Origin of the sequence: Curvibacter sp. AEP1-3, from assembly GCF_002163715.1 — a bacterium.
Lineage (GTDB): Bacteria > Pseudomonadota > Gammaproteobacteria > Burkholderiales > Burkholderiaceae_C > Allorhodoferax.
The window spans coordinates 3,378,145-3,404,786 of the sequence record NZ_CP015698.1 but is presented as its reverse complement, the minus strand read 5'-3'; the positions used below and the strand labels follow the sequence as shown (position 1 = coordinate 3,404,786).

23 protein-coding genes are annotated in these 26,642 nt (G+C 60.0%); all 23 read right to left on the bottom strand.

Features of this window, described 5'->3' with window-relative positions:
- Positions 1-17: 17 nt before the first annotated feature.
- Positions 18-941, bottom strand: a complete 924-nt coding sequence (gene lpxC / locus AEP_RS15960) for a UDP-3-O-acyl-N-acetylglucosamine deacetylase (RefSeq protein WP_087496301.1) — start codon at positions 939-941, stop codon at positions 18-20.
- Positions 942-1,094: 153 nt separating this feature from the next.
- A complete protein-coding gene (ftsZ, locus tag AEP_RS15955) occupies positions 1,095-2,339 on the bottom strand; it encodes a cell division protein FtsZ (protein WP_087496300.1) in 1,245 nt (414 codons plus the stop codon).
- A gap of 58 nt (positions 2,340-2,397) precedes the next feature.
- A complete protein-coding gene (locus tag AEP_RS15950; RefSeq protein WP_087496299.1) occupies positions 2,398-2,721 on the bottom strand; it encodes a flagellar transcriptional regulator FlhD in 324 nt (107 codons plus the stop codon).
- Between the two features lie 182 nt (positions 2,722-2,903).
- On the bottom strand, positions 2,904-4,133 hold the full coding sequence (ftsA, locus tag AEP_RS15945) for a cell division protein FtsA (RefSeq protein WP_087496298.1): 1,230 nt from the start codon (positions 4,131-4,133) through the stop codon (positions 2,904-2,906).
- Between the two features lie 23 nt (positions 4,134-4,156).
- The gene (locus tag AEP_RS15940) at positions 4,157-4,942 is read right to left on the bottom strand and encodes a cell division protein FtsQ/DivIB (protein ID WP_087496297.1); all 786 of its coding nucleotides are present in this window, start codon (positions 4,940-4,942) and stop codon (positions 4,157-4,159) included.
- Positions 4,939-5,892 carry a D-alanine--D-alanine ligase gene (locus AEP_RS15935; RefSeq protein ID WP_087496296.1) on the bottom strand — a complete coding sequence of 318 codons (954 nt, stop codon included), beginning with the start codon at positions 5,890-5,892 and terminating at the stop codon, positions 4,939-4,941. The genes AEP_RS15940 and AEP_RS15935 overlap by 4 nt, the downstream gene beginning before the upstream one ends.
- A complete protein-coding gene (gene murC, locus AEP_RS15930) occupies positions 5,889-7,325 on the bottom strand; it encodes a UDP-N-acetylmuramate--L-alanine ligase (protein ID WP_087496295.1) in 1,437 nt (478 codons plus the stop codon). Before murC ends, AEP_RS15935 begins: the two co-directional genes overlap by 4 nt.
- Positions 7,322-8,386 (bottom strand): undecaprenyldiphospho-muramoylpentapeptide beta-N-acetylglucosaminyltransferase, encoded by a 1,065-nt coding sequence (gene murG, locus AEP_RS15925; RefSeq protein WP_087496294.1) that lies wholly within the window; start codon positions 8,384-8,386, stop codon positions 7,322-7,324. Before murG ends, murC begins: the two co-directional genes overlap by 4 nt.
- Positions 8,383-9,624, bottom strand: coding sequence for a putative lipid II flippase FtsW (gene ftsW / locus AEP_RS15920; protein WP_232460026.1), 1,242 nt, complete (start codon positions 9,622-9,624; stop codon positions 8,383-8,385). Before ftsW ends, murG begins: the two co-directional genes overlap by 4 nt.
- A gap of 5 nt (positions 9,625-9,629) precedes the next feature.
- Positions 9,630-11,510: a UDP-N-acetylmuramoyl-L-alanine--D-glutamate ligase gene (murD, locus tag AEP_RS15915; RefSeq protein ID WP_087496292.1), complete on the bottom strand. Its 1,881-nt coding sequence runs from the start codon at positions 11,508-11,510 to the stop codon at positions 9,630-9,632.
- Positions 11,507-12,685: a phospho-N-acetylmuramoyl-pentapeptide-transferase gene (mraY, locus tag AEP_RS15910; RefSeq protein ID WP_087496291.1), complete on the bottom strand. Its 1,179-nt coding sequence runs from the start codon at positions 12,683-12,685 to the stop codon at positions 11,507-11,509. Before mraY ends, murD begins: the two co-directional genes overlap by 4 nt.
- Before the next feature lie 18 nt (positions 12,686-12,703).
- Positions 12,704-14,107, bottom strand: coding sequence for a UDP-N-acetylmuramoyl-tripeptide--D-alanyl-D-alanine ligase (locus AEP_RS15905; RefSeq protein WP_442873369.1), 1,404 nt, complete (start codon positions 14,105-14,107; stop codon positions 12,704-12,706).
- A gap of 5 nt (positions 14,108-14,112) precedes the next feature.
- Positions 14,113-15,612, bottom strand: a complete 1,500-nt coding sequence (locus AEP_RS15900; protein ID WP_087496289.1) for a UDP-N-acetylmuramoyl-L-alanyl-D-glutamate--2,6-diaminopimelate ligase — start codon at positions 15,610-15,612, stop codon at positions 14,113-14,115.
- The gene (locus AEP_RS15895) at positions 15,612-17,357 is read right to left on the bottom strand and encodes a peptidoglycan D,D-transpeptidase FtsI family protein (protein WP_087496288.1); all 1,746 of its coding nucleotides are present in this window, start codon (positions 17,355-17,357) and stop codon (positions 15,612-15,614) included. Before AEP_RS15895 ends, AEP_RS15900 begins: the two co-directional genes overlap by 1 nt.
- A complete protein-coding gene (gene ftsL, locus AEP_RS15890; RefSeq protein ID WP_087496287.1) occupies positions 17,354-17,665 on the bottom strand; it encodes a cell division protein FtsL in 312 nt (103 codons plus the stop codon). The genes AEP_RS15895 and ftsL overlap by 4 nt, the downstream gene beginning before the upstream one ends.
- Positions 17,662-18,597, bottom strand: a complete 936-nt coding sequence (gene rsmH, locus AEP_RS15885; RefSeq protein WP_087496286.1) for a 16S rRNA (cytosine(1402)-N(4))-methyltransferase RsmH — start codon at positions 18,595-18,597, stop codon at positions 17,662-17,664. Before rsmH ends, ftsL begins: the two co-directional genes overlap by 4 nt.
- A gap of 9 nt (positions 18,598-18,606) precedes the next feature.
- Positions 18,607-19,035: a division/cell wall cluster transcriptional repressor MraZ gene (gene mraZ / locus AEP_RS15880; RefSeq protein WP_087496285.1), complete on the bottom strand. Its 429-nt coding sequence runs from the start codon at positions 19,033-19,035 to the stop codon at positions 18,607-18,609.
- 259 nt (positions 19,036-19,294) lie between these two features.
- Positions 19,295-20,629: an ATP-dependent protease ATPase subunit HslU gene (gene hslU / locus AEP_RS15875; RefSeq protein WP_087496284.1), complete on the bottom strand. Its 1,335-nt coding sequence runs from the start codon at positions 20,627-20,629 to the stop codon at positions 19,295-19,297.
- Positions 20,630-20,653: 24 nt separating this feature from the next.
- On the bottom strand, positions 20,654-21,199 hold the full coding sequence (gene hslV, locus AEP_RS15870; RefSeq protein WP_087496283.1) for an ATP-dependent protease subunit HslV: 546 nt from the start codon (positions 21,197-21,199) through the stop codon (positions 20,654-20,656).
- A gap of 65 nt (positions 21,200-21,264) precedes the next feature.
- On the bottom strand, positions 21,265-23,043 hold the full coding sequence (locus AEP_RS15865) for an STAS domain-containing protein (protein ID WP_157673193.1): 1,779 nt from the start codon (positions 23,041-23,043) through the stop codon (positions 21,265-21,267).
- Positions 23,044-23,075: 32 nt separating this feature from the next.
- Positions 23,076-23,897, bottom strand: a complete 822-nt coding sequence (gene dksA / locus AEP_RS15860; protein WP_232460024.1) for an RNA polymerase-binding protein DksA — start codon at positions 23,895-23,897, stop codon at positions 23,076-23,078.
- 396 nt (positions 23,898-24,293) lie between these two features.
- Positions 24,294-25,346, bottom strand: coding sequence for a CobW family GTP-binding protein (locus AEP_RS15855; RefSeq protein ID WP_087496280.1), 1,053 nt, complete (start codon positions 25,344-25,346; stop codon positions 24,294-24,296).
- A 76-nt stretch (positions 25,347-25,422) separates the two neighbouring features.
- On the bottom strand, positions 25,423-26,610 hold the full coding sequence (locus AEP_RS15850; RefSeq protein ID WP_087496279.1) for a class I SAM-dependent rRNA methyltransferase: 1,188 nt from the start codon (positions 26,608-26,610) through the stop codon (positions 25,423-25,425).
- Between the last annotated feature and the right edge of the window lie 32 nt (positions 26,611-26,642).

Here is a 26,642-nt window from a genome sequence, read left to right as displayed (position 1 = left end):
CCGGATAGACGGCAGGGTTACCAGGCGCGCGCTGGCTGGGCGAAGCCCTGCGGGGCCTGCTTGACGTCTTCAAACGTCACGACCTCCCAGGCTTCCGGGTGAGCCTGGAGTTCGCGCAACAGCTTGTTGTTCAAGGCGTGCCCGGAACGGCGTGCGCTGTAGGCGGCCAACAGGGGTTTGCCCACGATGTACAGGTCGCCGATGGCGTCCAGAATCTTGTGCTTCACAAACTCGTCGTCATAACGCAGGCCGTCGGCATTGAGGACCTTGTAATCGTCCATCACGATGGCGTTGTCCAAGCCGCCACCCAGGGCCAAGCCGTTGGATCGCATCATTTCGACATCTTTGGTAAATCCGAAGGTGCGTGCACGGGCAATGTCGCGCGAGTAGCTGTCGGTGCTGAGATCAAACTCCACCTTCTGGCCGGTGGAATCCACGGCGGGGTGGTTGAAGTCGATCTCGAAACTCAGTTTGTAGCCGTGGTACGGGTCCAAGCGGGCCCACTTTTCATTGGCACCCTCCCCCTCGCGGACTTCGACCGGGCGGGTCAAGCGGATAAAACGTCGTGGGGCGTTCTGCAACTCGATGCCGGCGCTTTGCAGCAGAAACACGAACGATGCCGCAGAGCCGTCAAGGATGGGCACTTCTTCGGCCGTGATGTCGACGAACAGGTTGTCGACGCCCAGACCGGCGCAGGCGGACATCAAATGCTCCACGGTATGCACTTTGGCGTTGCCGCAGGACAGGGTGGAGGCCAGGCGCGTATCCGTCACCGATTCGGCAGACACCACGATGTCAGGTGCATTCGGCAAGTCCACCCGTCTGAACACGATGCCCGTATCCGGAGCAGCAGGGCGCAAGGTGATCTCGACACGCTGGCCGCTATGCAGGCCCACGCCAACGGCGCGGGTCAGGGATTTGAGAGTTCGTTGTTTCAGCACAGGTCTATTGTAAAAGTAGCGCAAAAAACCTCCGGGCGGCGTGACTTAGCAAATGAACACCGTGGAACCGGCTACGCCGGGCCACAGGTGTTGCCCCCTGCAAGGGGGAAAGCGAAGCGACACGCAGTGCGCGTAGCCGGGGGGTGTGCTAAATCAATCCGCCTGCTTGCGCAAGAAAGCAGGGATCTCGTAGTCATCCATGCCGCCGCTGGAGAGCGCATCCACCTTGGCCGCCGCCTGTGTGCGGTTGGTACGCCACACGCTGGGGGTTGCCATGCTGCCGTAGTCAGGTTGTGCCACGGCTGCACCGGCGTTGCCCATCGAAGCGGTAGTTCCAGCAGGGCTGGCAATCGTATTCAGGGTCGGCACATGGAAAGGCACGTTGTCGGTACCGGTACGCAGCACTTGCAGGGGAGGCGCAGTGCGTCGGGCACCGCCTTGGCGGCTCAGTCCGGTAGCGATCACGGTCACGCGAATTTCGTCGCCCAACTTTTCGTCGTTAGCGGTGCCGTAAATGACATGCGCGTCTGGAGATGCGCAGGCACGGATGGTCTCCATGGCCATCTTGGACTCCTTCAGTTTCAAGGAACCCTTGCAAGCGGAGATCAGCACCAGCACACCCTTGGCGCCGGACAAGTCCACGCCTTCCAGCAGCGGGCACGCCACGGCTTGCTCAGCAGCAATGCGGGCACGGTCCGGGCCACTGGCAGTCGCGGTACCCATCATGGCCTTGCCGGGCTCGCCCATCACGGTGCGCACGTCTTCAAAGTCGGCGTTGATTTCGCCCTTGACGTTGATGATTTCAGCAATGCCGCCCACGGCGTTTTTCAACACGTCATTGGCATGTGCAAAGGCTTCGTCCTGTGAGACATCGTCGTCCAGCACTTCCAGCAGCTTTTCGTTGAGCACCACGATCAGGGAGTCCACGTTGGCTTCCAGCTCGGCCAGACCGGAGTCAGCGTTGCTCATGCGGCGGCCGCCTTCGAAATCGAAAGGCTTGGTCACCACGCCCACGGTCAGGATGCCCATTTCCTTGGCCACTTTGGCAATCACAGGTGCCGCGCCGGTACCAGTGCCGCCGCCCATGCCTGCAGTGATGAAGAGCATGTGTGCGCCTTCGATGGCCTGACGGATGTCGGCTTCTGCCTGCACAGCGGCTTCGCGGCCCTTGTCGGGCTTGCTGCCGGCGCCCAGGCCGGTTCCGCCAAGCTGAATGGTTTTGTGAGCAGAGCTGCGGCTCAGTGCCTGCGCGTCGGTATTGGCGCAGATGAATTCCACACCGCCCACTGAGGTGGTGATCATGTGCTCAACAGCGTTACCGCCGCCGCCGCCCACGCCGATGACCTTGATTTGGGTGCCTTGGTTGAAGGCTTCTTCTTCGATCATTTCGATGCTCATGTTGTTACTCCTTGAATTGCAATCTTTAAATGTGGGTGAACCGGGTGACCGTCAGGGCTCAGGCTGCCATCGCAAACCGGCCTGCCAACAAGATGTCGGCGAGGAGACGGGTAGCGCTTTCTGCTTCCGGCTTGGGAGCGGGATGGCTGGTGAGGAGGTTCCACACCACGTCATCACTGACTCCGAAGCGGCACAGCAGGATGTCGCTGTCTGCAATGCTGGCTTTCTGGCTTTCTGACAAGGTCTTGATGATTTCTGCTGCGTCCTCAGACATTCCCAGGATCTTCACCGCCGACTTCAGGTCTTGGCGGATGAGGCTCTGGGCCATGTTCAAGTAGGCCATGTTTGCTTCGCGAATTTCAGCCTGTATCTGGGCTTTCATATTTGTTATCTCCTTCGATCCAATATTTCTTCGACGATGTATTTCCAACGATCTTTTGCAAACATTTCCTACCGGCTATGAAGGCGGGTCCAAGCCTCGATGCACGACGACCCTGATGAGTCCTCAGCAGCTGCGCGGGAGCTGGTTCAACACAGAAAAATTCAGTTGCGTGTGAGACATGATCAGAAGTTCCCTACAAACCAGTCCTTGACGGAACTGAACGCTGATTTCATGGTGCCGGACTTCTGCGCGACTTTGTAGCCGCGCATGCGGGCAATGCGGGCCTCTTCCAGGAGGCCCATCACCGTGGCTGCACGGGGCTGCGCCACCATGTCGGCCAAAGCACTGTTGTATTTGGGGATGCCGCGGCGCACGGGCTTGAGGAAGATGTCCTCACCCAGCTCCACCATGCCGGGCATGATGCAGCTGCCGCCGGTTAGCACGATGCCGCTGGACAGCACTTCTTCATAGCCGGACTCGCGCATCACCTGATTCACCAGGGAGAAGATTTCCTCCACCCGCGGTTCAATCACACCGGCCAGGGCCTGACGACTCAGCATGCGGGGGCCGCGATCCCCCAGACCGGGCACTTCCACCTGCGTCTCGGGGTCCACCAGCAACTGCTTGGCGTGGCCGGACTCCACCTTGATGTCTTCTGCGTCCTTGGTGGGCGTGCGCAGAGCCATGGCAATGTCACTGGTAATCAGGTCACCCGCAATCGGGATCACAGCGGTGTGACGAATGGCACCATTGGTGAAGATGGCCACATCGGTCGTACCGGCGCCAATATCCACCAACGCCACACCCAACTCGCGCTCGTCTTCCGTCAATACCGACAGGCTGCTGGCCAGCGGGTTGAGCATGAGCTGCTCGACTTCCAGGCCGCATCGGCGCACGCACTTAATGATGTTCTCGGCCGCACTTTGTGCACCGGTCACGATATGCACTTTGGCTTCGAGGCGGATGCCGCTCATGCCGATGGGCTCGCGCACATCCTGGCCGTCGATGATGAATTCCTGAGGCTCAACCAGCAGCAGGCGCTGGTCGGTCGAGATGTTGATGGCCTTGGCAGTTTCGACCACACGGGCCACGTCGGCCTGCGTCACTTCGCGGTCCTTCACCGCCACCATGCCGCTGCTGTTGATGCCACGGATGTGGCTGCCGGTGATGCCGGTGTACACCCGGGTGATCTTGCAGTCGGCCATCAGCTCGGCCTCTTTAAGCGCCTGCTGGATGCTGGCGACGGTGGCATCAATGTTGACCACCACGCCGCGCTTGAGTCCGTTGCTCGGCGCCACGCCGAAACCGGCCAGCTTGAGCTCGCCACCGGGCATGACTTCAGCAACCACCGCCATCACCTTGGCAGTGCCGATGTCCAGCCCGACGACAAGATCTTTGTATTCTTTAGCCATAGTTGTACCCTGCTTCGTTTCCGCTATTTCTTGGTGCTGTCCGCTGCCAGCGTGGTAACGCCGCGCAGCTTGACTGCGTATCCGTTGGCGTGCCGCAAGTCCGCCGATTCGACGGAGCCCGGCGCCCGTCCATAGCGTGTGGTGACCTGCGTCAGCGTTCTCAAAAACCGTTGAAGGCGCTCGGTGACTTCCTCTGGCGTTCCGCGCCCGAGCTCAATCACGGCGCCACCGTCCAGACGGGCGCGCCAGCTGCCACGACCTGACAAATCCAGTTGTTCCAGCGGCAGCTCCATGCCGGCAAACAAAGGGGTCAGCGTGCGGTACATGGCCAAGACGTCACCGCTCTGGCCGTCAGGCCCGCTAAGCTTGGGCAGCACGTCCTGCTCCACTTCGCCCACGTTGGCTTCAAACACTTCGCCATAGCTGTTGAGCAGGCGCAATTCCGGCTCCGCGCCCCAATAGGCCACTGCCACGTGTTCCTGCAAATCCACCCGCAAGCGGTTCGGAAACTCGCGGCGCACCACCGCGTGGCGCACCCATGGCACCGCCTCGAAAGCGGAGCGCACCCGCGCCAGATCAACGGAGAAAAAAGTGCCATTCAAGCCGGGGGCCACATTGGCCCGCAACGTAAGCGGGCTGTTGTGGTTCATGTCGCCGGTTACCGTAATGCCTTGGATGGCAAACATGGGCAAACGCCCCAGCCAGCGGCCACCCGTCACCACTGCGAGGACGACAAAAGCCATGAACAGGAGCACAGCGGTCCCATTCATGAGCTTGACGTCCAGCGGAGTAGCGACAGTGGAATTCACGCGTCCGCCTTTCCGTCTGTGGCGGTGCTTTGCAGCAGGCGCACACACAGTTCTTCGTAGCTGATGCCGGCTGCACGGGCAGACATGGGCACCAGGGAGTGGCCGGTCATGCCCGGTGAGGTGTTGATTTCCAGCAAGTAGGGGGTGCGGGTCTTGGCATCAATCATGACGTCAGCCCGTGCCCAGCCGCGGCAGCCCAGCACCTGGTAGGCCTTGCACACCAGCGCTTGGATGGCTTCCTCTTCGCCGGCGGGCAAGCCAGCGGGGACCAGGTATTGGGTGGTGTCAGTGAAGTACTTGTTCTGGTAGTCGTAGTTACCTTCGGGCGCCACGATGCGGATCACCGGCAGCGCCTCAGGCGCAGAGCTTGGTCCCCACACCGGGCAGGTCACTTCATCACCCGCAATGAACTGCTCGCACAGCACATGACTGTCGTGTTTGGAGGCCAGTGCATAGGCGGCATCGCACTGGTCCGCGCTCATCACCTTGGTGAATCCGATGGAAGAGCCTTCACGTGCGGGCTTCACGATCATGGGTGCGCCCAGCGCTGCGAACGCAGCCTGGGTTTCGGCGGCGCTTTTGACCTGCTGCCATGCAGGAGTGGACAAGCCTTCAAAGCGCCAGATGCGCTTGGTCATGACCTTGTCCATGGAGATGCTGGAGGCCATCACGCCGGAGCCGGTGTAAGGAATACCCAGCAATTCGAGCGCGCCCTGCACGGTGCCGTCTTCGCCGAAGCGACCGTGCAGCGCGATGAAGCAGCGATCAAAGCCTTCACGCTTGAGTTCATCCAGCGCACGCTCAGAGGGGTCGAAGGCATGGGCGTCCACGCCTTGCGAACGCAGTGCCTTGAGCACGCCACTTCCCGACATCAGTGACACCTCGCGCTCTGCCGAGGCACCGCCCATCAGCACAGCCACCTTCCCTAGATTCAGATTATTTTGACTCATAGCGCCCGTCCCTGCTGCGCGAGCAGCTCCTGATTTTGTAGCAATTCAACAATTTTTCCGGGCACGGCGCCAATCGATCCGGCACCCATGCACATCAGCACATCGCCATCGCGCGCGTTGTCGATGGCGGCTTGAGGCATGGCGGCGATGTCGTCCACAAACAGGGGCTCCACCTTGCCGCCAATGCGCAGGGCACGCGCGAGAGACCGGCCGTCTGCCGCCACGATGGGCGCTTCACCGGCGGCATACACCTCGGCCAGCAGCACCGCGTCGGCACCGGCACCAATGACTTTCACAAAATCTTCAAAGCAATCCCGTGTGCGGGTGTAGCGGTGCGGCTGGAAAGCCAGGACCAGACGCCGCCCGGGGAAGGCACCGCGTGCGGCTGCCAGCGTGGCGGCCATCTCGACGGGGTGGTGACCGTAGTCATCAATCACCGTGACCGTGCCACCCTGGGGTAAAGCGAGGTCTCCATAGCGCTGGAAGCGGCGTCCCACGCCCTTGAACTCGGCCAACGCCTTGACGACGGCCGCGTCTGGAATGTTCAGCTCCACGGCTACTGCAATGGCCGACAGCGCGTTGAGCACGTTGTGCAGGCCGGGCAAATTCAGCACCACCTCCATATCGGGCAGAACTACACCGTTGCGGCGTTGCACGGTGAAGTGCATCTGGCCGCCCATCGCACGCACATTCACAGCGCGCACTTCAGCGTCTTCGTTGAAGCCGTAGCTGGTGATCGGGCAGGTGACCTGCTCGCAGATGTCGCGCACCGCGGGGTCATCGGTGCAGAGAATCGCTGCGCCATAGAAAGGCATGCGGTGCAGGAAATCGACAAAGGCTTTCTTGAGCTTGCCGAAATCGTGCCCGTAGGTTTCCATGTGATCGGCGTCGATGTTGGTTACCACTGCCATCACGGGAAGGAGGTTCAGGAAGGACGCATCCGACTCATCTGCCTCGACCACGATGTGCTCGCCACTGCCCAGACGCGCATTCGCGCCTGCGCTGTTGAGGCGGCCACCGATCACAAAAGTAGGGTCCAGACCGGCCTCCGCCAACACGCTCGCCACCAGGCTGGTGGTCGTGGTTTTACCGTGGGTACCTGCGATCGCAATGCCCTGCTTCAAGCGCATGAGCTCTGCCAGCATCAACGCACGGGGCACGATAGGGATCTTCATCTCGCGGGCGCGGATGACTTCGGGATTGTCGGACTGCACCGCCGTGGAGGTGACCACGGCGTCCGCACCAGTCACGTTCTCTGCGGCGTGGCCCACGTAGGTCTTGATGCCCAAAGCGGCCAGGCGGCGGGTTGTGACGTTATCAGCCAAGTCGGAGCCCGAGATCTCGTAGCCGAGGTTGCTCAGCACTTCGGCAATGCCGGACATGCCGGATCCGCCCACGCCAACGAAATGAATGTGTTTGACTGCGTGCTTCATTTCGCAAGCTCCTCGCAGGCGGCCACCACGGCTTCGGTAGCGTGTAGTTGTTGCATCTTTTTGGCTCCCAGCGCCCGCTGCATCAGTGCGGGTCGCTCTGTTTTCAATAGCATCTCTGCCAGCGCTTCGGGAGTCAGGGTGGCTTGCGGCAAAAGCCAGCCACCGCCCTGATCGACCAGGAAGCGGGCATTGAAGGTCTGGTGGTCATCCACCGCAGCAGGAAACGGCACAAACGCCGCCGCAGCGCCCACGGCGGCCAGCTCGGTCACCGTGCTGGCACCGGCCCGGCAAATCACCAGATCGGCATCAGCAAACGCCTGCGCGGTGTTGTCGATGAATGGGGTGAGCGTGGCCTGGACGCCGGCAGCGGCATAGTTGGCCCGCAACTCGTCAATCTGTTTTTCGCCGGCCTGGTGCGTCACCACGGGACGCTGGGCTTCAGGAATCAGCGCGAGGGCTTGGGGGACCACGGTGTTAAGTGCGCGGGCGCCCAAGCTGCCACCCACCACCAGCACCTTGATCGGGCCGCTGCGGCCAGCAAAACGCGCTTCCGGTGCAGGCAGGTTCAAGAATTCAGCGCGCAAGGGGTTGCCCACCCATTCCGCCTTGGGCATGGCTTGGGGGAAGGCAGCGAACACGCGGTCGGCTACACCGGCCAACACCTTGTTGGCCATGCCGGCTACCGAGTTCTGCTCATGCAAGACCAAAGGTTTGCCACACAGCACGCCCATCATGCCGCCGGGGAAAGTGATGTAGCCACCGAGGCCCACCAGCACGTCAGGTTTCACACGGCGCACCACTTGCAGGCTTTGCCAGAAGGCGCGCAGCAGCTTGAGCGGCAGCAGTGCCAATGTCTTGATGCCTTTACCGCGCACGCCACCAAACTCCACCAGCTCCAGCGGAATGCCGCGGGTCGGCACGATGCGGCTTTCCATGCTGCCGGGGGCACCCAGCCAGTGCACGCGCCAGCCTTTGTCCCGCAGGGCTTGGGCCACAGCCAGTCCCGGGAAGATGTGCCCGCCCGTGCCGCCGGCCATGATCAATGCCGTCTTTTGCGTCATACACGGCCTCCGTGCATGAGTTGTCTGTTTTCATAGTCCACGCGCAGCACCACGGCGATGGCGACGAGATTGATCAGGATGGCGGAGCCGCCATAGCTCATGAGTGGCAGGGTCAGGCCTTTGGTGGGCAAGGCACCCAAATTCACGCCCATATTGATGAAGGCCTGAAAGCCCATCCACACGCCCACACCTTGGGCCACCAGACCGGCAAAGACGCGGTCCAGCGCAATGGCCTGGCGGCCGATGTGCATGATGCGACGGGTCATCCACAAGAACATCCCGATCACGGCGACCACCCCGACCAAGCCGAACTCTTCGCCGATCACGGCCAGCAAAAAGTCGGTATGCGCTTCGGGCAGCCAGTGCAGTTTTTCCACACTCCCGCCCAGACCGACACCGAAGATCTCGCCGCGACCGATAGCAATCAGGGAGTGAGAGAGCTGGTAGCCCTTGCCCATGGAGTACTTTTCGTTCCATGGGTCCAGATACGCAAAAATGCGCTCACGGCGCCATTCCGAGAAGGCGATCATCAGCCCGAAAGCCACCACGATCACCGCCGCAATCAGGAAGAACATGCGGGCGTTCACGCCGCCCAAAAAGAGGATACCCATGGCGATCACGGCAATCACCATGAAGGCGCCCATGTCAGGCTCTGCCAACAGCAGCAAACCGATGACCGCGACTGCCACCGCCATGGGAGCCACGGCGCGGAAGAAGTGCTCTTTCACTTCCATCTTGCGGACCATGTAGTCAGACGCATAGAGCAGCACCGCGAACTTGGCGAGCTCGGAAGGCTGGAAGTTCATGACCCCCAGAGAGATCCAGCGCTTGGCGCCGTTCACACCGCGGCCCACGCCCAGCACCAGAATCAGCAGCACCAGGGAGACCACAAACAACCAGGGTGCAAGGCGCTCCCAGGTCTGGACTGGCACCTGGAAGGCAATCAGTGCCGCCACAAAGGCCACCATCATGGACATGGCGTGACGGGTCACGAAATGTGTGTGGGAATAGAAGGTGAACTTGGGGTTGTCCGGCATCGCGATGGATGCGGAATACACCATCACCAGCCCCCAGAGCAGCAAAGCCACCGTGACCCAGACCAGTGGCTGGTCGAAACCCTTGACCTGCGCGGGAGTGGTACTGGCAGAGAACGAGCCACGTCCGCCCAGACGCACAGGCAGGGCACCGGCAGCCTCAGCTTCTTTGGGCGCAAACCAACCCGCGACGATGTTGGGCATGAACTTCATGGAAGCTGCTCCAACTCAGTGCCGTTGGACAGGGCCAGTTCTTTCACTGCGTCGCAGAACACTTGCGCGCGGTGCTCGTAGTTCTTGAACATGTCAAAGCTGGCACAGGCGGGGGACATGAGCACCGCGTCGCCTGCGTGGGCTTTGGCATTGGCCAGCGTGACGGCGGAAGCCATGCTGTCAGCATCCACCAAAGGAATGCCGGTCAGTTCCAGGGCTGCGCGGATCAGGGGAGCATCCCGGCCGATCAGCACCACGGCGCGCACATAGCGCTCCACCGGGGCAGCCAAAGGCGCGAAATCCTGACCTTTACCCTCACCGCCCAGAATGACGACGATGCGACGGTCAGCGCCCAGGCCCTGCAATGCTGCCACCGTGGCGCCCACGTTGGTGCCCTTGCTATCGTCAAAAAACTCTACGTCATTGATGATGCCGACAGGCTCCACGCGATGCGGCTCACCACGGTACTCGCGCAGACCGTACAAAATGGGGGCCAGCGCACAACCGGCGGAGGCGCACAGTGCCAAAGCTGCCAAGGCATTGCTGGCGTTGTGGCGCCCACGGATGCGCAAGGCGTCCGCAGGCATCAGGCGCTGGATGTGGATCTCTTCCTCTTCATCCTTGCGGCGCTTGCGCGTTTCGTCTGCTTCCAGTGCACGCACCAGCCAGACCATGCCGTTGACGTCTTCGATGCCAAAATCGCCGGGACGTTGGGGCATGTCGGTGCCAAAGGAAATGTATGCGCGCTCTTGCGGCTTCTGCAGGCGCACACGCACAGGTTCCGGACGCATGGCCATGACGGTGGCGTCTTCGCGGTTCAACACCATCATGCCGCGCTGGCCGAAGATGCGGGCCTTGGCCCCCGCGTAGGCTTGCATGCTGCCGTGCCAATCGAGGTGGTCTTGCGTCACATTGAGCACCACGGCAGCCGTAGGCTCGAAACTTCCTGCGGCATCCAGCTGGAAGCTGGAAAGTTCCAGCACCCAAACGTCTGGTAGGGTCTCAGCTTGCAAATGCTGCGTCAGCGTGTCCAACAGCGTGGGGCCGATGTTGCCGGCCACCGCAACGGTTTTGCCTGCATGGGCGATCAGTTGCCCGGTCAGCGAGGTGACAGTCGTCTTTCCGTTGGTGCCGGTAATTGCCAACACCGCGGGCTGGTAAGCACGCTCAGTACGCAGCGCTTCCAAGGCCATGGAATACAAGCTCAACTCGCCGCCAACGCTGATGGAATGTGCACCAGCAGCTCCTAAAACAGGAGCAATTTCTTCGGGACTCAAACCTGGCGACCGGTACACGGCGTTCAGGTCGCGCCCTTCCACCAAGGACGCAACAAACGGACCGGCTACAAATTGCACTTGGGGCAGCTCCTGCTGCAACACGGCCAACTGAGGCGGGGTTTCGCGGGTATCGGCCACCGTCACTTGCGCCGCATCCGTTAACACGCACCAACGGGCCATGGCCAGACCCGAGGCACCCAGTCCCAGAATCAACACCTTTTGACCGGCCAGCAGCGCAAAGACCTGCTCGGCTGCGGGTACTTCTTCTGCCACCGCTTCGTCAACGCTGACCTCCGTCACCGTCGATTCCGCCTCTGCAGCTTCTGTTTTTTCCGCCTCGGTTTCCGCGAAGATGCGGGCCACAAACTCGGCAGCCTCTTTGGCAGCGGTCAAGGTAGTTGGCAATGCCTTGGGACCGGCGGAAGCTGGAACTGGAGGCAAGGACACCTGAGCGACCTCTTCAGCAGGCTGGCTTTCCACATCCACTGCAGACACCACAGGCTGAACCTCTTGCGCCATAGAGGCGTGTTGCAGCACACCGGCGTCAACTGCCGGTGTCTGCTGGGGTTCAAGCGGGAGGTGCTGCTCGGGCGTGTTCATCGCAATTTCAGGGTGGACAGGCCGACCAGACAGAGCAGCATGGTGATGATCCAGAAGCGGACCACGACCTGGGTCTCTTTCCAGCCGGACTTCTCGAAGTGGTGGTGCAGCGGCGCCATCTTGAGCAAGCGGCGGCCTTCACCGAATTTCTTTTTGGTGTACTTGAACCAGGTGACCTGCAGCATGACCGACAGGGCCTCAGCCACAAAGATGCCCCCCATGATGGCCAACACGATTTCCTGGCGAACGATGACGGCGATAGTGCCCAAAGCGCCCCCCAGTGCCAAGGCGCCGACGTCGCCCATGAAAACCTGCGCGGGATGGGTGTTGAACCACAAGAAAGCCAGGCCTGCACCGGCCATGGCGGAGCAGAAAATCAACAACTCGCCGGAACCGGGGATATAAGGGAAGAACAGGTACTTGGAGAACACCGAGCTGCCTGTTACGTAAGCAAACACACCCAGCGCAGAACCCACCATTACCACCGGCATGATGGCCAGGCCGTCCAGGCCGTCAGTCAGGTTTACCGCATTGCTGGAGCCCACAATGACCAGATAGGTCATGACCACAAAGCCCAACACGCCCAGGGGATAGCTCACCTCTTTGATGAAAGGCAGCAACAGGCCGGCTTTGGGGGGCAGATTCACATCAAAGCCCGAGCGAACCCAATTGAAAAACAGCTCCAGCACCCGCAGGTTGGAGCTCTCGGAGATGCTGAACACCAGGTACAGCGCGGCCAGCAGGCCGATCAGGCTTTGCCAGAAATACTTTTCGCGGGAGCGCATGCCCTCAGGGTCTTTGTGCACCACCTTGCGCCAGTCGTCGGCCCAACCGATGGCGCCGAAGCCCAGGGTCACGATGAGCACGATCCAGACAAAACGGTTGGAAAGATCTGCCCACAGCAGCGTGGAGGTGGCAATGCACAAGAGGATGAGTACGCCACCCATGGTGGGCGTACCACTTTTGGCCAAGTGGGTTTCCATGCCGTAACCACGGATGGGCTGGCCGATCTTCAGTGCGCGCAGACGACGAATTACGGCCGGGCCAGCAGCCAGACCGATCAAGAGCGCGGTCAGCGCAGCCATCACGGCACGGAAAGTGAGGTACTGAAATACCCGGAACACACCGAACTCGGGCGACAAACTTTGCAGCCATTGGGCCAGGCTCAGCAGCATGAAACTTCTCCAAACAATTTAGGCATGACCCGCCACCTCCTGCGCGAGGCGGGCCGACAGGGCCTCCACCACACGTTCCATGCGCATGAAGCGCGAGCCTTTGACGAGCACACTGGCCACCGCAGGCGCCAAAGCCAAGGCAGCAGCATTCAGGTCGGCCACATCCTTGAAATGCCGGGCACCCGGCATCTCTTGCACCGCATGGGCACTGGAATCCCCCAGAGCCAACACATGCTCAATGCCTGCATCGCGCGCATAGCGACCCGCTTCCGCGTGGAAGGCGGGACCCTGCTCGCCTACTTCACCCATGTCACCCATCACCAACAAGCGCGGGCCGGGCAAATCTGCCAGCACATCAATGGCGGCGCGCATGGAATCCGGATTGGCGTTGTAGGTGTCATCCACCAAGGTGAAGTCCAGCGCGCCTTGGCGCACCTGCATGGCGCGGCAGCGGCCCTTGACGGGCACAAAGGCCTCCAGCCCGCGTGCCACCGTGATAGCAGGCACGCCAGCGGCCAGAGCGCAAGCCGCTGCGGCCAAGGAATTCTTCACGTTGTGGCGACCTGCAATGGCCAAGCGGTAGCGCAGCTCCCCTTGGGGCGTGCCGGCCACGACCTGCCAGGCACCATCCTGCCAGCTTGCGCTGCGCACCACGAAATCTGCGCCAGCGTCACCGCGGGCAAAGGTCGCTACAACACGGCCGGCAGACAGCTCGCGCCATAGAGGGGCGAAATCATCATCCGCAGGAAACACCGCGGTGCCTGTTTCAGGCAATGAAGACAGCACGCTGCCGTTTTCACGCGCCACCGCTTCGATGGTGTGCATGAACTCCAGGTGCTCACGCTGCGCGTTATTCACCAACGCGACGGTGGGTTGGGCCATGGCAGCCAGCACCGCGATTTCGCCGGGATGGTTCATACCCAGCTCCACCACAGCGATGCGATGCGATGCACGCATGCGCAAAAGCGTCAATGGCACGCCGATGTCGTTATTGAAGTTACCCACTGTTGCAAGCGCCGCACCATCCGGAGCGTGCGCATGCAAGATGCTGGCAATCATTTGCGTGACGGTGGTTTTGCCATTGCTGCCCGTCACGGCAATCACCGGCAGATCGAATTGGGCGCGCCAACCAGTGGCCAATGTAGCCAAGGCCAGCTTGCTGTTGGACACTTCGATACGCGACAAGCCGGCGGGATAAGCGCTGGCCGTCAGACCTGCATGGCACAGCACGGCGGCGGCGCCTTTGGCGAAGGCTTCATGCAGCATGTCGTTGGCATCGAAACGCTCGCCCTGCAGTGCCACAAACAGGTCGCCAGGTTCAATCGTCCGGGTGTCGGTGTGTACGCGGTGAATAGACGTAGATCCATCGCCTACCAACGTAGCGCCCGGTATCAACTTGAGCGCGTGAGACAGTGTCATCATGGCGCTCATCGCATGGCCTCCTCATTGGGACTGCGCAAAGCCAAGGCAGCCCGGGCGTGCGTCATATCGGAGAACGGGTTCTTCACACCGGCAATTTCCTGGGTTTCTTCATGACCTTTGCCGGCCAGCAAAATGACGTCGCGGGCATCGGCGCTGCGGATGGCGTCGGCAATCGCCACGGCGCGATCGACCTGCACATCCACATGGGGGCACTCCACCATGCCCAAAAGAATTTGCGCCACGATGGCTTCAGGCTTTTCGCTGCGGGGGTTGTCGCTGGTCACTACTGCATGCTCCGACTGGGCAGCGGCCACCGCCCCCATCAGGGGACGCTTGGACGCATCGCGGTCACCACCGCAACCGAACACGCACCAGAGCTTTCCGCCACGGGCTTGGGCAACCGGCTGCAATGCGCGCAAAGCCTGCGCCAAAGCATCCGGCGTATGGGCATAGTCCACCGCCACCAGGGGAGCAGAATCTCCACCTACACATTCCATACGACCGGGTACCGGCAACAGCGTTGCGCAGGATTGCACCGCGGACTGCAGAGGGATACCCACAGTGCGCATGGCTGCAATCACCCCCAACAAGTTGGACACGTTGTAGCTACCGATAACGTGCGACTGCAGACGCACGGAATTTCCGCCTTCCACCACATCGAACGCCAGCCCGTGTGCCGAATGGGTCACGCTGCGGGCCACCAGACGTGCGTCACGCTGAACGCCAACAGTCCACACATCCAAGGAGGTGGACGCAAGCTCAGCGGCCAGTTCGGCGCCCTTGTCGTCATCCACATTCACCACCGCGGCCTTCAACCCGTCCCAGGAAAACAGCGCGCGCTTGGAGGCCCAGTAAGCCGCCATACTGCCGTGGTAATCCAGATGGTCCTGGGTGAAATTGGTAAAGATGGCGGTATGGATTACCGTGCCGGCCATGCGCAGTTCTTCGATGCCGATGGACGAAGCCTCCATCGCGCATGCCTTGAGCCCTTGCTCCGTGAAAGAACGCAGGGTCTTCTGCAAGAGAACCGGATCAGGCGTCGTGAAGCCTGTGGCCTTCAATGCAGGCGGGCGACCAACGCCCAGCGTGCCGATGACGCCACACGGCATAGCCTCTTTGCCCCCCACTTGGCCCAGTGCCTGTGCCAACCACCAGGCAGTGCTGGTTTTTCCGTTGGTGCCGGTCACCGCCATCACGGCCAACTCGCGGGAAGGCATGCCGTAAAACGCTGCTGCTATCGGCCCAGAACCGGCCTTGAGTCCGGAGTAAAAGCCCGTGCGATCGGGATCCAATTCGAAGGCCTCTGCACCCGACTGCTCCGCGAGGCAGGCGAGAGCGCCTTTCGCCAGTGCGGGCGCAACAAAGCGCCGTGGATCGGTCGCGGCACCCGGCCATGCAATGAATGCATCCACGCCGGTCACTTCGCGACTGTCTGTCGTGAGGCCCTGAACGCCGCGGGAACGCAGCCATTCCACGGCCTGCGCGGGGGTAGTGAAGGTGGCCATCAGAAGCTCTCCTCCACCGCATCCGCGACGATATGCGGCTGCACAGCCATGTCAGGCTGAACCCCCAACATGCGCAAGGTTTGCTGCACGGTCTCACTGAATACAGGCGCGGCCACTTCACCGCCGTAGTATTTGCCGGCACTGGGCTCATCGAGCATGACGCCCACGATGATGCGCGGTTGCTCGATGGGCGCCATGCCCACAAACCAGCTGCGGTACTTGCGGTTTCCGTCGCTCCCGTAGCCCTTGCCGATTTGCTTGTAGGCGGTTCCCGACTTTCCACCCACCGAGTAACCGATGGTCTGAGCCTTGGGTGCCGTGCCGCCCGGTCCAGCAGCCATTTTCAGCATATGGCGGACTTTGGCCGCGGTCTGCTCGGAGAACACGGGAACGCCTACCGCAGGCTGGCTGGTTTTCAGCAAAGTGGCAGGAATAATCTGGCCATCATGGGAAAAGACGGTGTACGAACGCACCATCTGAAACAACGAAGCAGACATGCCGTAACCATAAGAAATGGTGGCCTGTTCAATGGGGCGCCAAGACTTGTAGGGACGCAGCCGCCCGGACACTGCGCCGGGAAACTCGATCTGCGGCTTCTGACCGAAACCCGCTTGCGAGAAGGTCTGCCACATTTCACTGGCCGGCATCTGCATAGCCAGCTTGGTGGTGCCCACGTTGCTGGAGACCTGGATGACTTGCTCCACCGTCAAGGCGCCGTGCGGATGCGAGTCGCGGATGGTGGCACCGGTGATGGTGACCGAGCCTGGAGCAGTATCGATCACGGTAGTCGGCTTGGCGCGACCAGACTCCAGCGCAAGACCGACTGTGAACGGTTTCATGACCGAACCAGGCTCGAACGTGTCGGTCAATGCACGGTTGCGCAACTGCTCACCGGTGAGGTTGTGACGTTTGTCCGGCACGTAGCTGGGGTAGTTGGCAAGCGCCAGCACTTCGCCAGTGATGGCATCCAGTACCACCACGCTGCCCGCTTTGGCTTTGTTGGTGACTACGGCGTCACGCAGCTTCTGGTACGCGAAGAACTGCACCTTGCTGTCAATGCTGAGCTGCAGGTCTCGACCCGGGACCGGAGGAACCATTTCACCCACATCCTCCACGGCGCGACCCAGCCGGTCCTTGATCACATGGCGCATGCCCGGACGTCCGAGCAGCTCCTTGTTGAACATCAGCTCCACGCCTTCCTGACCGTTGTCTTCGACGTTGGTAAAGCCCACGATGTGCGCAGCCGCCTCGCCTTCCGGATACTGGCGCTTGTATTCCTTGCGCTGATAGATGCCTTTGATATTCAGCTCGGCAATCTTCTTGGCAATGTCCGCATTGACCTGGCGCTTGATCCAGACGAAGGACTTGTCCTCGTCCTGCAGCTTCTTTGCGATGTCGGCTGCCGGCATATCCAGTAGCTTGGCCAATTGGGCCAGCTGACCCTTTTCCAGCTCTACGTCTTCAGGAATGGCCCAAATGCTGGGGGCCGGAACACTGGAACCAAGAATCAAGCCATTGCGGTCCAGGATGCGCCCACGATCCGCCGGCAAATCAATCGTGCGCGCGAAGCGTACTTCGCCCTGGCGCTGAAAGAAGTCATTGGCATACACCTGGATGTAGGCGGCACGCGCCACCAAACCTGTAAACCCGAGCGCAATCGCACCCACTACAAACTTGCTGCGCCATACCGGAGTGCGGCTGGCCAACAAGGGGCTGGAGGTGTACTGAATGCCCCGGCGTGTCACTGGACACCTTTCTTTGCCGCCGACGCGCTAGCTTGGGGCACAGGCGCGCTGTAGGTGACATAACTGGTGATCGCGGGCGTCACTTGGCGCATTTGCAGTTTTTCACGCGCGAGCTGCTCCACGCGTGCGGATGTCGCCTGTTCACGTTTGGCGACCTGAAGGCGCCCGAACTCGGTTTCCAGACGACGGGAATCTGCACGGGCCTTGTCCAGCTCAGTAAACACACGGCGCGACTCGTACTGAATCCCCACCAGGTACAGCGCACTGAAAACCACCGCCACCAACAGCACCAGGTTGATGCGCATCATGCCGGCATCCTTTGCGCCACACGCAGAATCGCGCTGCGTGAGCGAGGGTTGGCAGCCACTTCTTCTGCACTCGGCTTGATTCGTCCCAAGGCCTTGAGCTTCATGACCTTGGGAGCCGCAAAGGGCGCGCGGCGGTCGTACTCTTCCTTGGAGTGCTTGGCGATGAATTGCTTGACGATACGGTCTTCCAACGAATGGAAGCTGATCACAGCCAGACGTCCGCCGGGCTGGAGGACTTCCAGGCTGGCGTCTAGCGCCTGTTGCAACTCCTCAAGCTCGGCGTTGATGAAAATCCGAAAAGCCTGAAATGTGCGCGTTGCAGGGTTCTGGCCCGGCTCGCGGGTTTTGACCGTGTCAGCCACGAGTTGGGCCAACTCGGAGGTGGTTGAAATTGGGCCCCGTTCCTGTCGGCGAGCAACAATCGCCTTTGCAATTGACCCAGCAAACCGTTCTTCACCATATTCACGTATCACCTCCGCGATTTGATTGATCTCGGCTGTTTCCAGCCACTGGGCCACACTCTCACCGCGCGTGGTGTCCATGCGCATATCCAAAGGGCCGTCGAAGCGGAAGCTGAAGCCCCGCTCCGGGCTATCGATCTGGGGGGAACTCACACCAAGGTCCATCAGCACGCCGCCGACACTGCCGGACGGCAAGACGCCGAGGTTCGAGAAACCTTCGTGGCGAATTGAAAAGCGGGGATCCGTAATGAGCGCTGCCTGGGCCACGGCCTCAGGATCACGGTCAAAGGCGATCAGCCGGCCGGAAGCATCCAAGCGCGAGAGAATGCTGCGAGAGTGGCCGCCCCGGCCGAAAGTCGCATCCACATAGGTGGCTTGCAAAGCTGCGTCAAAGGGGGTGCCGCCATCACTGAACAAGGCATCTACCGCTTCGTTCAACAATACGGTGGTATGGGTCCGAGGAGCTTCCACCGTGTGGCCTTAAAAAGAGAAATCCTTGAAGACGTCGGGCATTTCACCTTGCATGGCCTTCGCTTCTTGTTCGTCGTACGTGGCCTTGTCCCACAGCTCAAAGTGATTGCCCATGCCCAGCAGCATGGTGTCTTTGGCGATGCCCGCGGACTCACGCAACTCCGGTGAAATCAGCACACGGCCGGTGCCATCCATCTCAACGTCCATGGCATTGCCCAGAAAAATCCGTTTCCACCACTGGGCGGACATGGGCAGAGCCGCAATCCGTTCACGGAACTTTTCCCATTCAGGGCGCGGGAAAACCATCAAACAGCCGTGGGGGTGTTTGGTGATCGTGAGCTGTCCGGCAGCCGTCGCACTCAAGACGTCACGATGCCGTGTCGGCACCGACAGGCGACCCTTGGCATCAAGACTGAGAGACGAAGCCCCTTGGAACACGAAAAAACACCTTTTTGCTGCAGCAGTGTCGAAACAGCAATTTCGCGGCACTTTTCACCACTAAATTGCACTTTTTTGCACTGTATCAGCAAAACACGCGTTCGCAATAGGGCCTGCGCGAAAATTTTCCAATGAAATCAAGGACTTAGACGCGTTTTCGAAGGCTTTCCGAGCTTAAAAACCGTTCTAAATTAAGCACTTAGCAGAGGCTCTGAAAGTGATGCTTGAAGCAACAACCGTTTATCCGATCCATGCCTTCCTAAAGGATGAATCGTGACAAATCTTCGTCTTGACTCAGGGCCGTCAAACGCTGGTCGACATAGGCTGCGTCTATATGAACCGTTTGCCCCGCCAATGAAGTGGCCTCAAAGCTCACCTCATCGAGCAGGCGCTCCATGACGGTGGACAAGCGGCGGGCTCCAATATTCTCCGTGCGCTCGTTCACATCGAAGGCGATCTGGGCCAAGCGGGTAATGCCGTCATCGGTGAAATGCAGTTGCACGCGTTCTGTCGCCAATAGCGCTTGGTATTGCTTGATCAGGGACGCATGGGTTTGGGTCAGGATGGCCTCGAAGTCTTGAACCGATAGCGACTGCAACTCCACCCGAATGGGAAAGCGCCCTTGCAGCTCAGGAATCAAATCGCTGGGCTTGCTCAGATGGAACGCTCCGGATGCCACAAAGAGAATGTGATCCGTCTTTACCATTCCGTATTTCGTGGACACCGTGGTGCCCTCCACCAGAGGCAATAGGTCCCGCTGAACACCCTGACGGGAAACCTCTGCGCCACTGCCTTCGCTGCGCGAGGTGACCTTGTCGATCTCGTCAATAAAGACAATGCCGTTCTGCTCAAGCATTTGGATGGCCTGGGTCTTGACGTTTTCCTCATTGACCAACTTGGCAGCTTCTTCATCGGAGAGCAGCTTGGCGGCATCCTCAATACGGAGCTTGCGGGTTTGCTTCTTGCCCTGCCCCATTTGACCGAACAAACCGCGAATCTGTTCGGTCATCTCCTCCATTCCGGCTGGCCCCATCACGTCCAGGCTGGGCGCGGGCGCAGCCACTTCCAACTCTATCTCGCGGTCTGCCAATTGCCCCTCACGCAGCTTCTTGCGAAAAGCCTGGCGTGTAGCATTTTCTGGAGTCTCATTAGTAGAGAGCGAGCCGAAGTCTGCCCGCGGCGTTGGAATCAGGATATCCAGGATGCGGTCTTCCGCTGCATCTTCTGCCCGCGCGCGGACCTTGGCTTTTTCTGTCTCGCGCGTCTGTTTGACTGCAATCTCTGCAAGATCGCGGATGATGGCGTCCACGTCCTTGCCCACGTAGCCGACTTCGGTGAACTTCGTCGCTTCCACCTTGATGAAGGGTGCGTCGGCCAAACGGGCCAAGCGTCTGGCAATCTCGGTCTTACCCACGCCAGTGGGACCAATCATCAGAATGTTTTTGGGCGTGATTTCCGTGCGGAGAGTGCCCTCCACCATCTGCCTGCGCCACCGGTTGCGTAACGCAATTGCGACGGCGCGCTTGGCTTGCGCCTGCCCGACAATGTGTTTATCCAGTTCGGCAACAATGCCTTGAGGCGTAAGTGTTTGCATAAAAATTGAAAGCAGCAACCCTGCTTAGAGGGTTTCAATGGTGTGGTTCATGTTCGTGTAAATGCACAACTCGCCGGCGATTTCCAGCGAGCGCTTCACGATGTCGGCAGCCGACAATTCCGAGTGGTTAAGCAACGCCACTGCAGCTGCTTGCGCATAGGCCCCACCGGAACCAATCGTCACAATCCCGTTTTCAGGCTCCAGCACATCCCCGTTGCCGGTGATGATGAGTGATGCATCTTTGTCTGCCACCGCCAGCATCGCCTCCAGCTTGCGCAAGACGCGGTCAGTGCGCCAATCCTTGGTGAGCTCAATGGCCGCACGCACCAAGTGCCCTTGGTGCTTTTCAAGCTTGGCTTCAAAACGTTCAAACAAGGTGAATGCGTCAGCCGTGGCACCCGCAAATCCCGCCAAGACCTTGCCGTGGTAAAGCTTGCGTACTTTACGGGCCGTACCCTTGATCACAATGTTGCCAAGCGTCACTTGCCCGTCGCCACCGATGGCCACTTGCATACCGGTTGGGGTCTGACGACGCACACTGATGATGGTCGTTCCGTGAAATTGTTCCATGGCGGATAAATGAGGATGGTTGCAAGAAAAGCAAGCCGGGCACTCGCCGGCTTGCTGCGTTCGCCTTAGAGCGAACGGGGAATGACGCGTGCGTGCTCGCTGATGCCGATCACGTTGAAGAACGCGGCTACAAGCCGGTGTACATCCTGGAATTGCACCATGCAGCCCTCGGCTTGGCGCATGGCAACCCAATTGAGAATGCTGCCGGCAGCAGAAAAATCGACTCGCACAAGGTAGCGGCAGGACACGGCAATGCTGTTGGACGCATCACGCGCGCCATCGATGCCCGCCAGAACGGTCATGGCATCCCCGACCACGTCCCCACGGAGCTCCTGGCTGGTAATCGTTACCGAATCCAGCCCCAAAGGCACGGTGGCAATAAAGTCTGCTGTAGACCGTGCAACGGAAGGACCGGACCATGCTGCGTAATCACACTTCGCAGGCTCCCATGCTGGCGGCGAAACTTCATACGTCACACAGTAATCCAGCGCCACTAACTCAAACTCGTCGAGCAATTGCAAGGCACGCAAAGCGTTAAGGCGCACCGTCCACCACACGGAATCCACCGACCTGTCGCCGGAGGGGGTCAGGTTGCGCAAAGCTTGCAAAAGCATATCCGCGCCAGCAAAGCGCAAGGACACAGGCTCATCACACAAGCTGGCAAACAGACCTGAAAGCAGGGGCATGGCTTCAGGCTCGATGCGTTGCAGCCGAGCCCACGCCAATGTCCACGGCATGGGATTGCTGGACAGCACCATGCGTAAGGACTCCATGCCGTCGACCGTCAGGGTCGCCGGGCAGTCCCACATGGCCGCCTCAGTTCCGAACTCGCCTTCCACAGGCTCAGGGACAAACGGGGCTGCTGCGGTCGTGTCCATACCGTGGTTGGAATCGAGCTGCAACACTTCCCACCCGGGCACCCGGCCGTTCCAAAGATGCGCGTATTCCACGGTGGCCCAATCAAACCGGTCGCGATTCTGCGTGGCGCGGTACAGATCCATGAGCGCGGCGGCCCAATTGAAGGCGACCTCTGCATCCGGATGACCTCTCCCTAGTGCCTGAATCAGACCGGCTTCAGCACCTGCGTCGTCTCCATTGGCAAAGCGAATGGCAGCCTCCTCCAACTCGGGGTCCGTTGCCATATCTGCCACATCCATGGCAAAAAGCTTGGAAGTGGAAAAGCTCAATTCAGAAGGATCTGCCGTGATGTGGGTAACGGGACCCTTCACCACCGGAGCCAAAGGAACATGGGAGGACATGGGCGGCATGCCCGAGCCCATCTCCGTCGGGGCATATTCGGTGGAGGGCGCCGGATCTCGGACGGTGTTCAATACCCTCAAACCAGTGGATTCTGTCGACTCAAATACAGAAGGAATTGAAATCGGTGCATCCACGGACGGTTGCGATCCCGGGTTGGGAGCCGCCGGGAGGGATGGCGGGATGCTTTGTGGTGCTGTCGGTCCTGCGCCCTGCATGGCGGCAGCCTCTTGCTTGCCTTTCCACCACTGCTTGGACATCTGGGCTTCGATTTCATCAATCTTCTTCAACGTCACCGCACGACCATCAGGATCAGTCGGAATACTGCTCTGGAAGAATGACGGACGAGCAAGATTGGCTGCTGCAGATGGATCGCGATTGCGCAGCTTGCGCAATTGATCGAACTCGCGCTTGCGGACGAAGTCGTTTTGCCGCTTGCGCTCAATCATGGCCTTCAAGGCCTGTTTGTCGTAACTGCTATCCGGCTCGGTTTCCGTGCGCGATAACTCCGACCAGTCTTTGGTCGGATTGCGAACGAACATCGCCACCTTGGAAAGTAAGCCAGGTCGTTCGTCTTTGGTTGACATATCGGATACGGAGGTGCGCAGCGATCGGGACTTCAGTCCCCGAACATCTTCTGCTTGAGCTCACGGCGCTGCTGCGCCTCCAGCGACAAGGTCGCCGTGGGACGCGCCAAAAGGCGACCCACACCGATGGGCTCACCGGTTTCATCGCAATAACCGTAATCGCCAGCATCAATGCGCGCAATCGATTGTTCGATCTTCTTCAGCAACTTTCGCTCACGGTCACGCGTGCGCAACTCCAAAGCGTGCTCTTCTTCAATGGTGGCGCGGTCTGCAGGATCGGGCACTACGGAAGTATCTTCACGCAGGTGTTCAGTGGTTTCACCGGCGCTGGTCAAGATGTCGCGCTTTAGGTTGGAGAGCTTCAGGCGGAAATACGCAAGTTGCACCTCATTCATGTATTCCGAGTCGGGCATCGCCAATAACTCGGCATCCGACAGTTCGGTAACCGTTTTGCTTTTCCAGTTATTGGCTAATTTGGCGTCTTTTTTCACAATGGCAGGTATCACGGGAGCAATGACTGGAGCAGACATGGTTTGGTTATAACTGGCTTTTGCAGCTGTGGAAGCCACAGTTTGCGCCATCGACGGGACCGTCAACTGGGCCAGACGGGATGAGGGCCTTCCTGCTTTGGCAGGAACTGAAGGCACGGCAACAACAGCGGGCACGGCGCGCACTGGGGTTGCAGGTGCTTCCTTGACCACCTCAAGTGGCTTCGCGACCGCTTTGGTTGCGGCCGCTTTGATTTTACTTGCGGCCGCGACTGGAGCTTTTTCCACTGCTTTGGCGGTGGACTTGGCCGCTGCAGGAGCGGTTTTGGCTGGCGCTTTGGCAGCGGCTTTGGTAGGAGTTTTCACAGGTGCAGAAACCACGGTTTTGACAGCGGCTTTGCTGCTCGATTTGGTAGCGACAGGAGCTTTTGCAGCTGCTTTTGCAGCTGGTTTGGCAGGGGTTTTGGCTGCAGCAGCCTTGGTGGCAGCTTTGGCAGTGGCAGCCTTTTTCGCAACAGGTTTTGCTTTGCTGGGGGCTGGTTTCACCTTGCTATCTTTCCCGGATTTCGCGTTCACTTCTTGTCTCCTGGCAGGTACGGCCTGCGCATGGTCGCTGGTGGCTGCAGTCGCTTTGCGCCCTTTCAGGGGCTTGTCAGAGCGGGTTTCTTCGGCGCGCGAGTGTACAGGCTTACCCATGGGAAAACCCATTAGTTGCAAAAGCGAGACAAACATAAGGCGCCCTACCCTCTTGACTTAGAGCCGTTACACCAAGGATTGCTCCATGCCTTGCAAGAAGATGTCTTTGGGCAAGTCGATGCCGATAAACACCATCTTGCTCATACGGGCCTCCCCATCCGCCCAGGCGGGTCCCAGATCGCTACCCATCAATTGGTGCACGCCCTGGAAAATCACCTTGCGCTCGGTACCCTTCATATAGAGCACGCCTTTGTAACGCAGCATGCGCGGGCCATAGATGTTGACGATGGCCCCCAGAAAATCTTCCAGCTTGGCGGGGTCAAACGGACGGTCCGACTTGAACACAAAGCTCTTCACATCGTCTTCATGATGGTGGTGGTGCCCGTGGGTCGCGTGGTCGTGAGCATGGGAAGGGTGATCACAGTGCTCGGCATGTTCGTGGTCATGGTGGTGGTGATCGTCATCCTTCAGGAAATCCGGATCGATGTCGAGCTTGGCGTTCAGATTGAAGCCGCGCAGGTCAAACACCTCTTTGATGGCCACATCGCCGAAGTGCACTGCTTTTTGCGGAGCCCGCGGGTTCATATGCTTGATGCGGTGCATCAGGGCATCCAGCTCATCTTTGGACACCAGATCTGACTTGCTGATGAATATCTGGTCCGCAAAACCGATCTGGCGGCGCGCTTCCTGGCGGTCATTGAGCTGCTGCACGGCATGCTTGGCGTCTACCAGCGTCAGGATGGAGTCCAGCAGATAAGTCTCCGCGATCTCGTCATCCATAAAGAAGGTCTGTGCGACCGGGCCGGGATCGGCCACGCCGGTGGTTTCAATCACGACGCGCTCAAAGTCCAGCTCGCCCTTGCGCTTTTTCTCAGCCAGGTCTTTCAGCGTGGTGCGCAAGTCTTCGCGAATGGTGCAGCACACACAGCCATTGCTCATCTGGATGATCTGCTCGTTGGTGTCACTCACCAGAATGTCACTGTCGATGTTCTCTTCACCGAACTCATTTTCGATCACGGCGATCTTCTGACCGTGGGCCTCAGCCAGCACGCGCTTGAGCAAAGTGGTTTTACCGGAACCCAGAAAACCGGTCAGGATGGTGGCGGGAATCAAGCTCATCGTTCAACTTCCAAAAATGGTGCAGTGCAAAAGAAGCAACTGGGGAGTGTAGTCAGCAATTCAAGACTTGTCGGTGTCAGGCTTGTCGCCGTATCACGACCAAGCCCTTAAGGTACTCGCCTTCAGGGAAGGCAATGGTCATCGGATGGTCCGGAGCTCCGCCCATGCGCTCAGTGATAAAGCCGTCCACACCCGCGTCGGAGCCCGCACCGGCGATGATTTTGTGGAACAAGTCAGCACTGATGCCGCCGGAACAGCTGTAGGTGAACAGCACCCCACCCGGCTCCAGCAGCTTGAAGGCCAGACGATTGATGTCCTTGTAAGCCCTTGCCGCACGCTCGGCATGCGCCACGGTCGGCGCAAACTTGGGCGGGTCCAGAATGATGGCATCAAAGGTGCGCCCCTCAGCCGCAAAAGCGCGCAGCGAGGCATTCACATCCGCGTCCATGAAAGTGGTGCGCTCTGCATCAAAGCCATTTAGCGCGACGTTAGCCTTGGCTTTTTCGATGGCCGGGCCGCTGGAATCGATCGAGGTCACGTGCCCGGCGCCGCCCGCCAGAGCCGCCACCGAGAAACCGCCGGTGTAGCAGTAACAGTTGAGCACCCGCTGGAAACCAAGGCGGCGGGTGTACTGGGCAAATTTGTGCCGGCTGTCACGCTGGTCCAGATAAAAGCCGGTTTTGTGGCCTTCGGCGATGCTCAGGGCCAGTTTCCAGTCATGCTCGCGCAGCACCAGGTCCGTAGCCCCTTCGCCACGCAGCCAGCCGGTGGCCTCGGGCAAGCCCTCCAAGGCGCGGCTGCTGGCATCCGAGCGCTCGTAGAGCTTGGTCAGCCCGGTGGCACTGAGCAAGGCATCCGCAATCGCAGGCTTCCACTTCTCCACACCGGCCGAGGTGAACTGCGCCACCAGCGTGTCGCCGTAGCGATCCACGATCAATCCGGGCAAGCCATCCGACTCGCCGTGGATCAGGCGCACACCGTCGCTTTTTATGTCAAATCGGGCTCTGGCGCCTATGGCTTGTGCGCAAGCAGCTACAAAAAAGCTAGCATCAATGCGCTGCTTTTCATCGAAACTCCAGACACGCGCCCGGATTTTGGACTGCGGGCTGAACGCAGCCCAACCCAGAAATGCCCCCTCGGCTGATTCGACCCGCACGGTCTCCCCGCTGTCACCGCCGCCTTTGGCGATGGCGGACTCAAAAATCCAGGGGTGGCGGCGCAATAAGGAGCGCTCTTTACCGGCGCGCAGTCGAATGGTTTTCATGGGGGCTATTGTCGCTTGGAGGTGCGGGCGGG

Bases quoted from the DNA above. Each gene is read 5' to 3' on its own strand.
- ftsZ (WP_087496300.1), bottom strand. From the start codon at position 2,339: ATGAGCATCGAAATGATCGAAGAAGAAGCCTTCAACCAAGGCACCCAA.
- hslV (WP_087496283.1), bottom strand. From the start codon at position 21,199: ATGGAACAATTTCACGGAACGACCATCATCAGTGTGCGTCGTCAGACC.
- murG (WP_087496294.1), bottom strand. From the start codon at position 8,386: ATGACGCAAAAGACGGCATTGATCATGGCCGGCGGCACGGGCGGGCAC.
- AEP_RS15900 (WP_087496289.1), bottom strand. From the start codon at position 15,612: ATGGCCACCTTCACTACCCCCGCGCAGGCCGTGGAATGGCTGCGTTCC.
- AEP_RS15905 (WP_442873369.1), bottom strand. From the start codon at position 14,107: ATGATGACACTGTCTCACGCGCTCAAGTTGATACCGGGCGCTACGTTG.
- ftsW (WP_232460026.1), bottom strand. From the start codon at position 9,624: ATGCCCAACATCGTCGCGGGTTGGTTTGCGCCCAAAGAAGCTGAGGCT.
- ftsA (WP_087496298.1), bottom strand. From the start codon at position 4,133: ATGGCTAAAGAATACAAAGATCTTGTCGTCGGGCTGGACATCGGCACT.
- AEP_RS15935 (WP_087496296.1), bottom strand. From the start codon at position 5,892: ATGAGTCAAAATAATCTGAATCTAGGGAAGGTGGCTGTGCTGATGGGC.
- hslU (WP_087496284.1), bottom strand. From the start codon at position 20,629: ATGCAAACACTTACGCCTCAAGGCATTGTTGCCGAACTGGATAAACAC.
- AEP_RS15855 (WP_087496280.1), bottom strand. From the start codon at position 25,346: ATGAGCTTGATTCCCGCCACCATCCTGACCGGTTTTCTGGGTTCCGGT.
- AEP_RS15950 (WP_087496299.1), bottom strand. From the start codon at position 2,721: ATGAAAGCCCAGATACAGGCTGAAATTCGCGAAGCAAACATGGCCTAC.
- murC (WP_087496295.1), bottom strand. From the start codon at position 7,325: ATGAAGCACGCAGTCAAACACATTCATTTCGTTGGCGTGGGCGGATCC.
- murD (WP_087496292.1), bottom strand. From the start codon at position 11,510: ATGAACACGCCCGAGCAGCACCTCCCGCTTGAACCCCAGCAGACACCG.
- mraY (WP_087496291.1), bottom strand. From the start codon at position 12,685: ATGCTGCTGAGCCTGGCCCAATGGCTGCAAAGTTTGTCGCCCGAGTTC.
- AEP_RS15850 (WP_087496279.1), bottom strand. From the start codon at position 26,610: ATGAAAACCATTCGACTGCGCGCCGGTAAAGAGCGCTCCTTATTGCGC.
- AEP_RS15865 (WP_157673193.1), bottom strand. From the start codon at position 23,043: ATGTCAACCAAAGACGAACGACCTGGCTTACTTTCCAAGGTGGCGATG.
- ftsL (WP_087496287.1), bottom strand. From the start codon at position 17,665: ATGATGCGCATCAACCTGGTGCTGTTGGTGGCGGTGGTTTTCAGTGCG.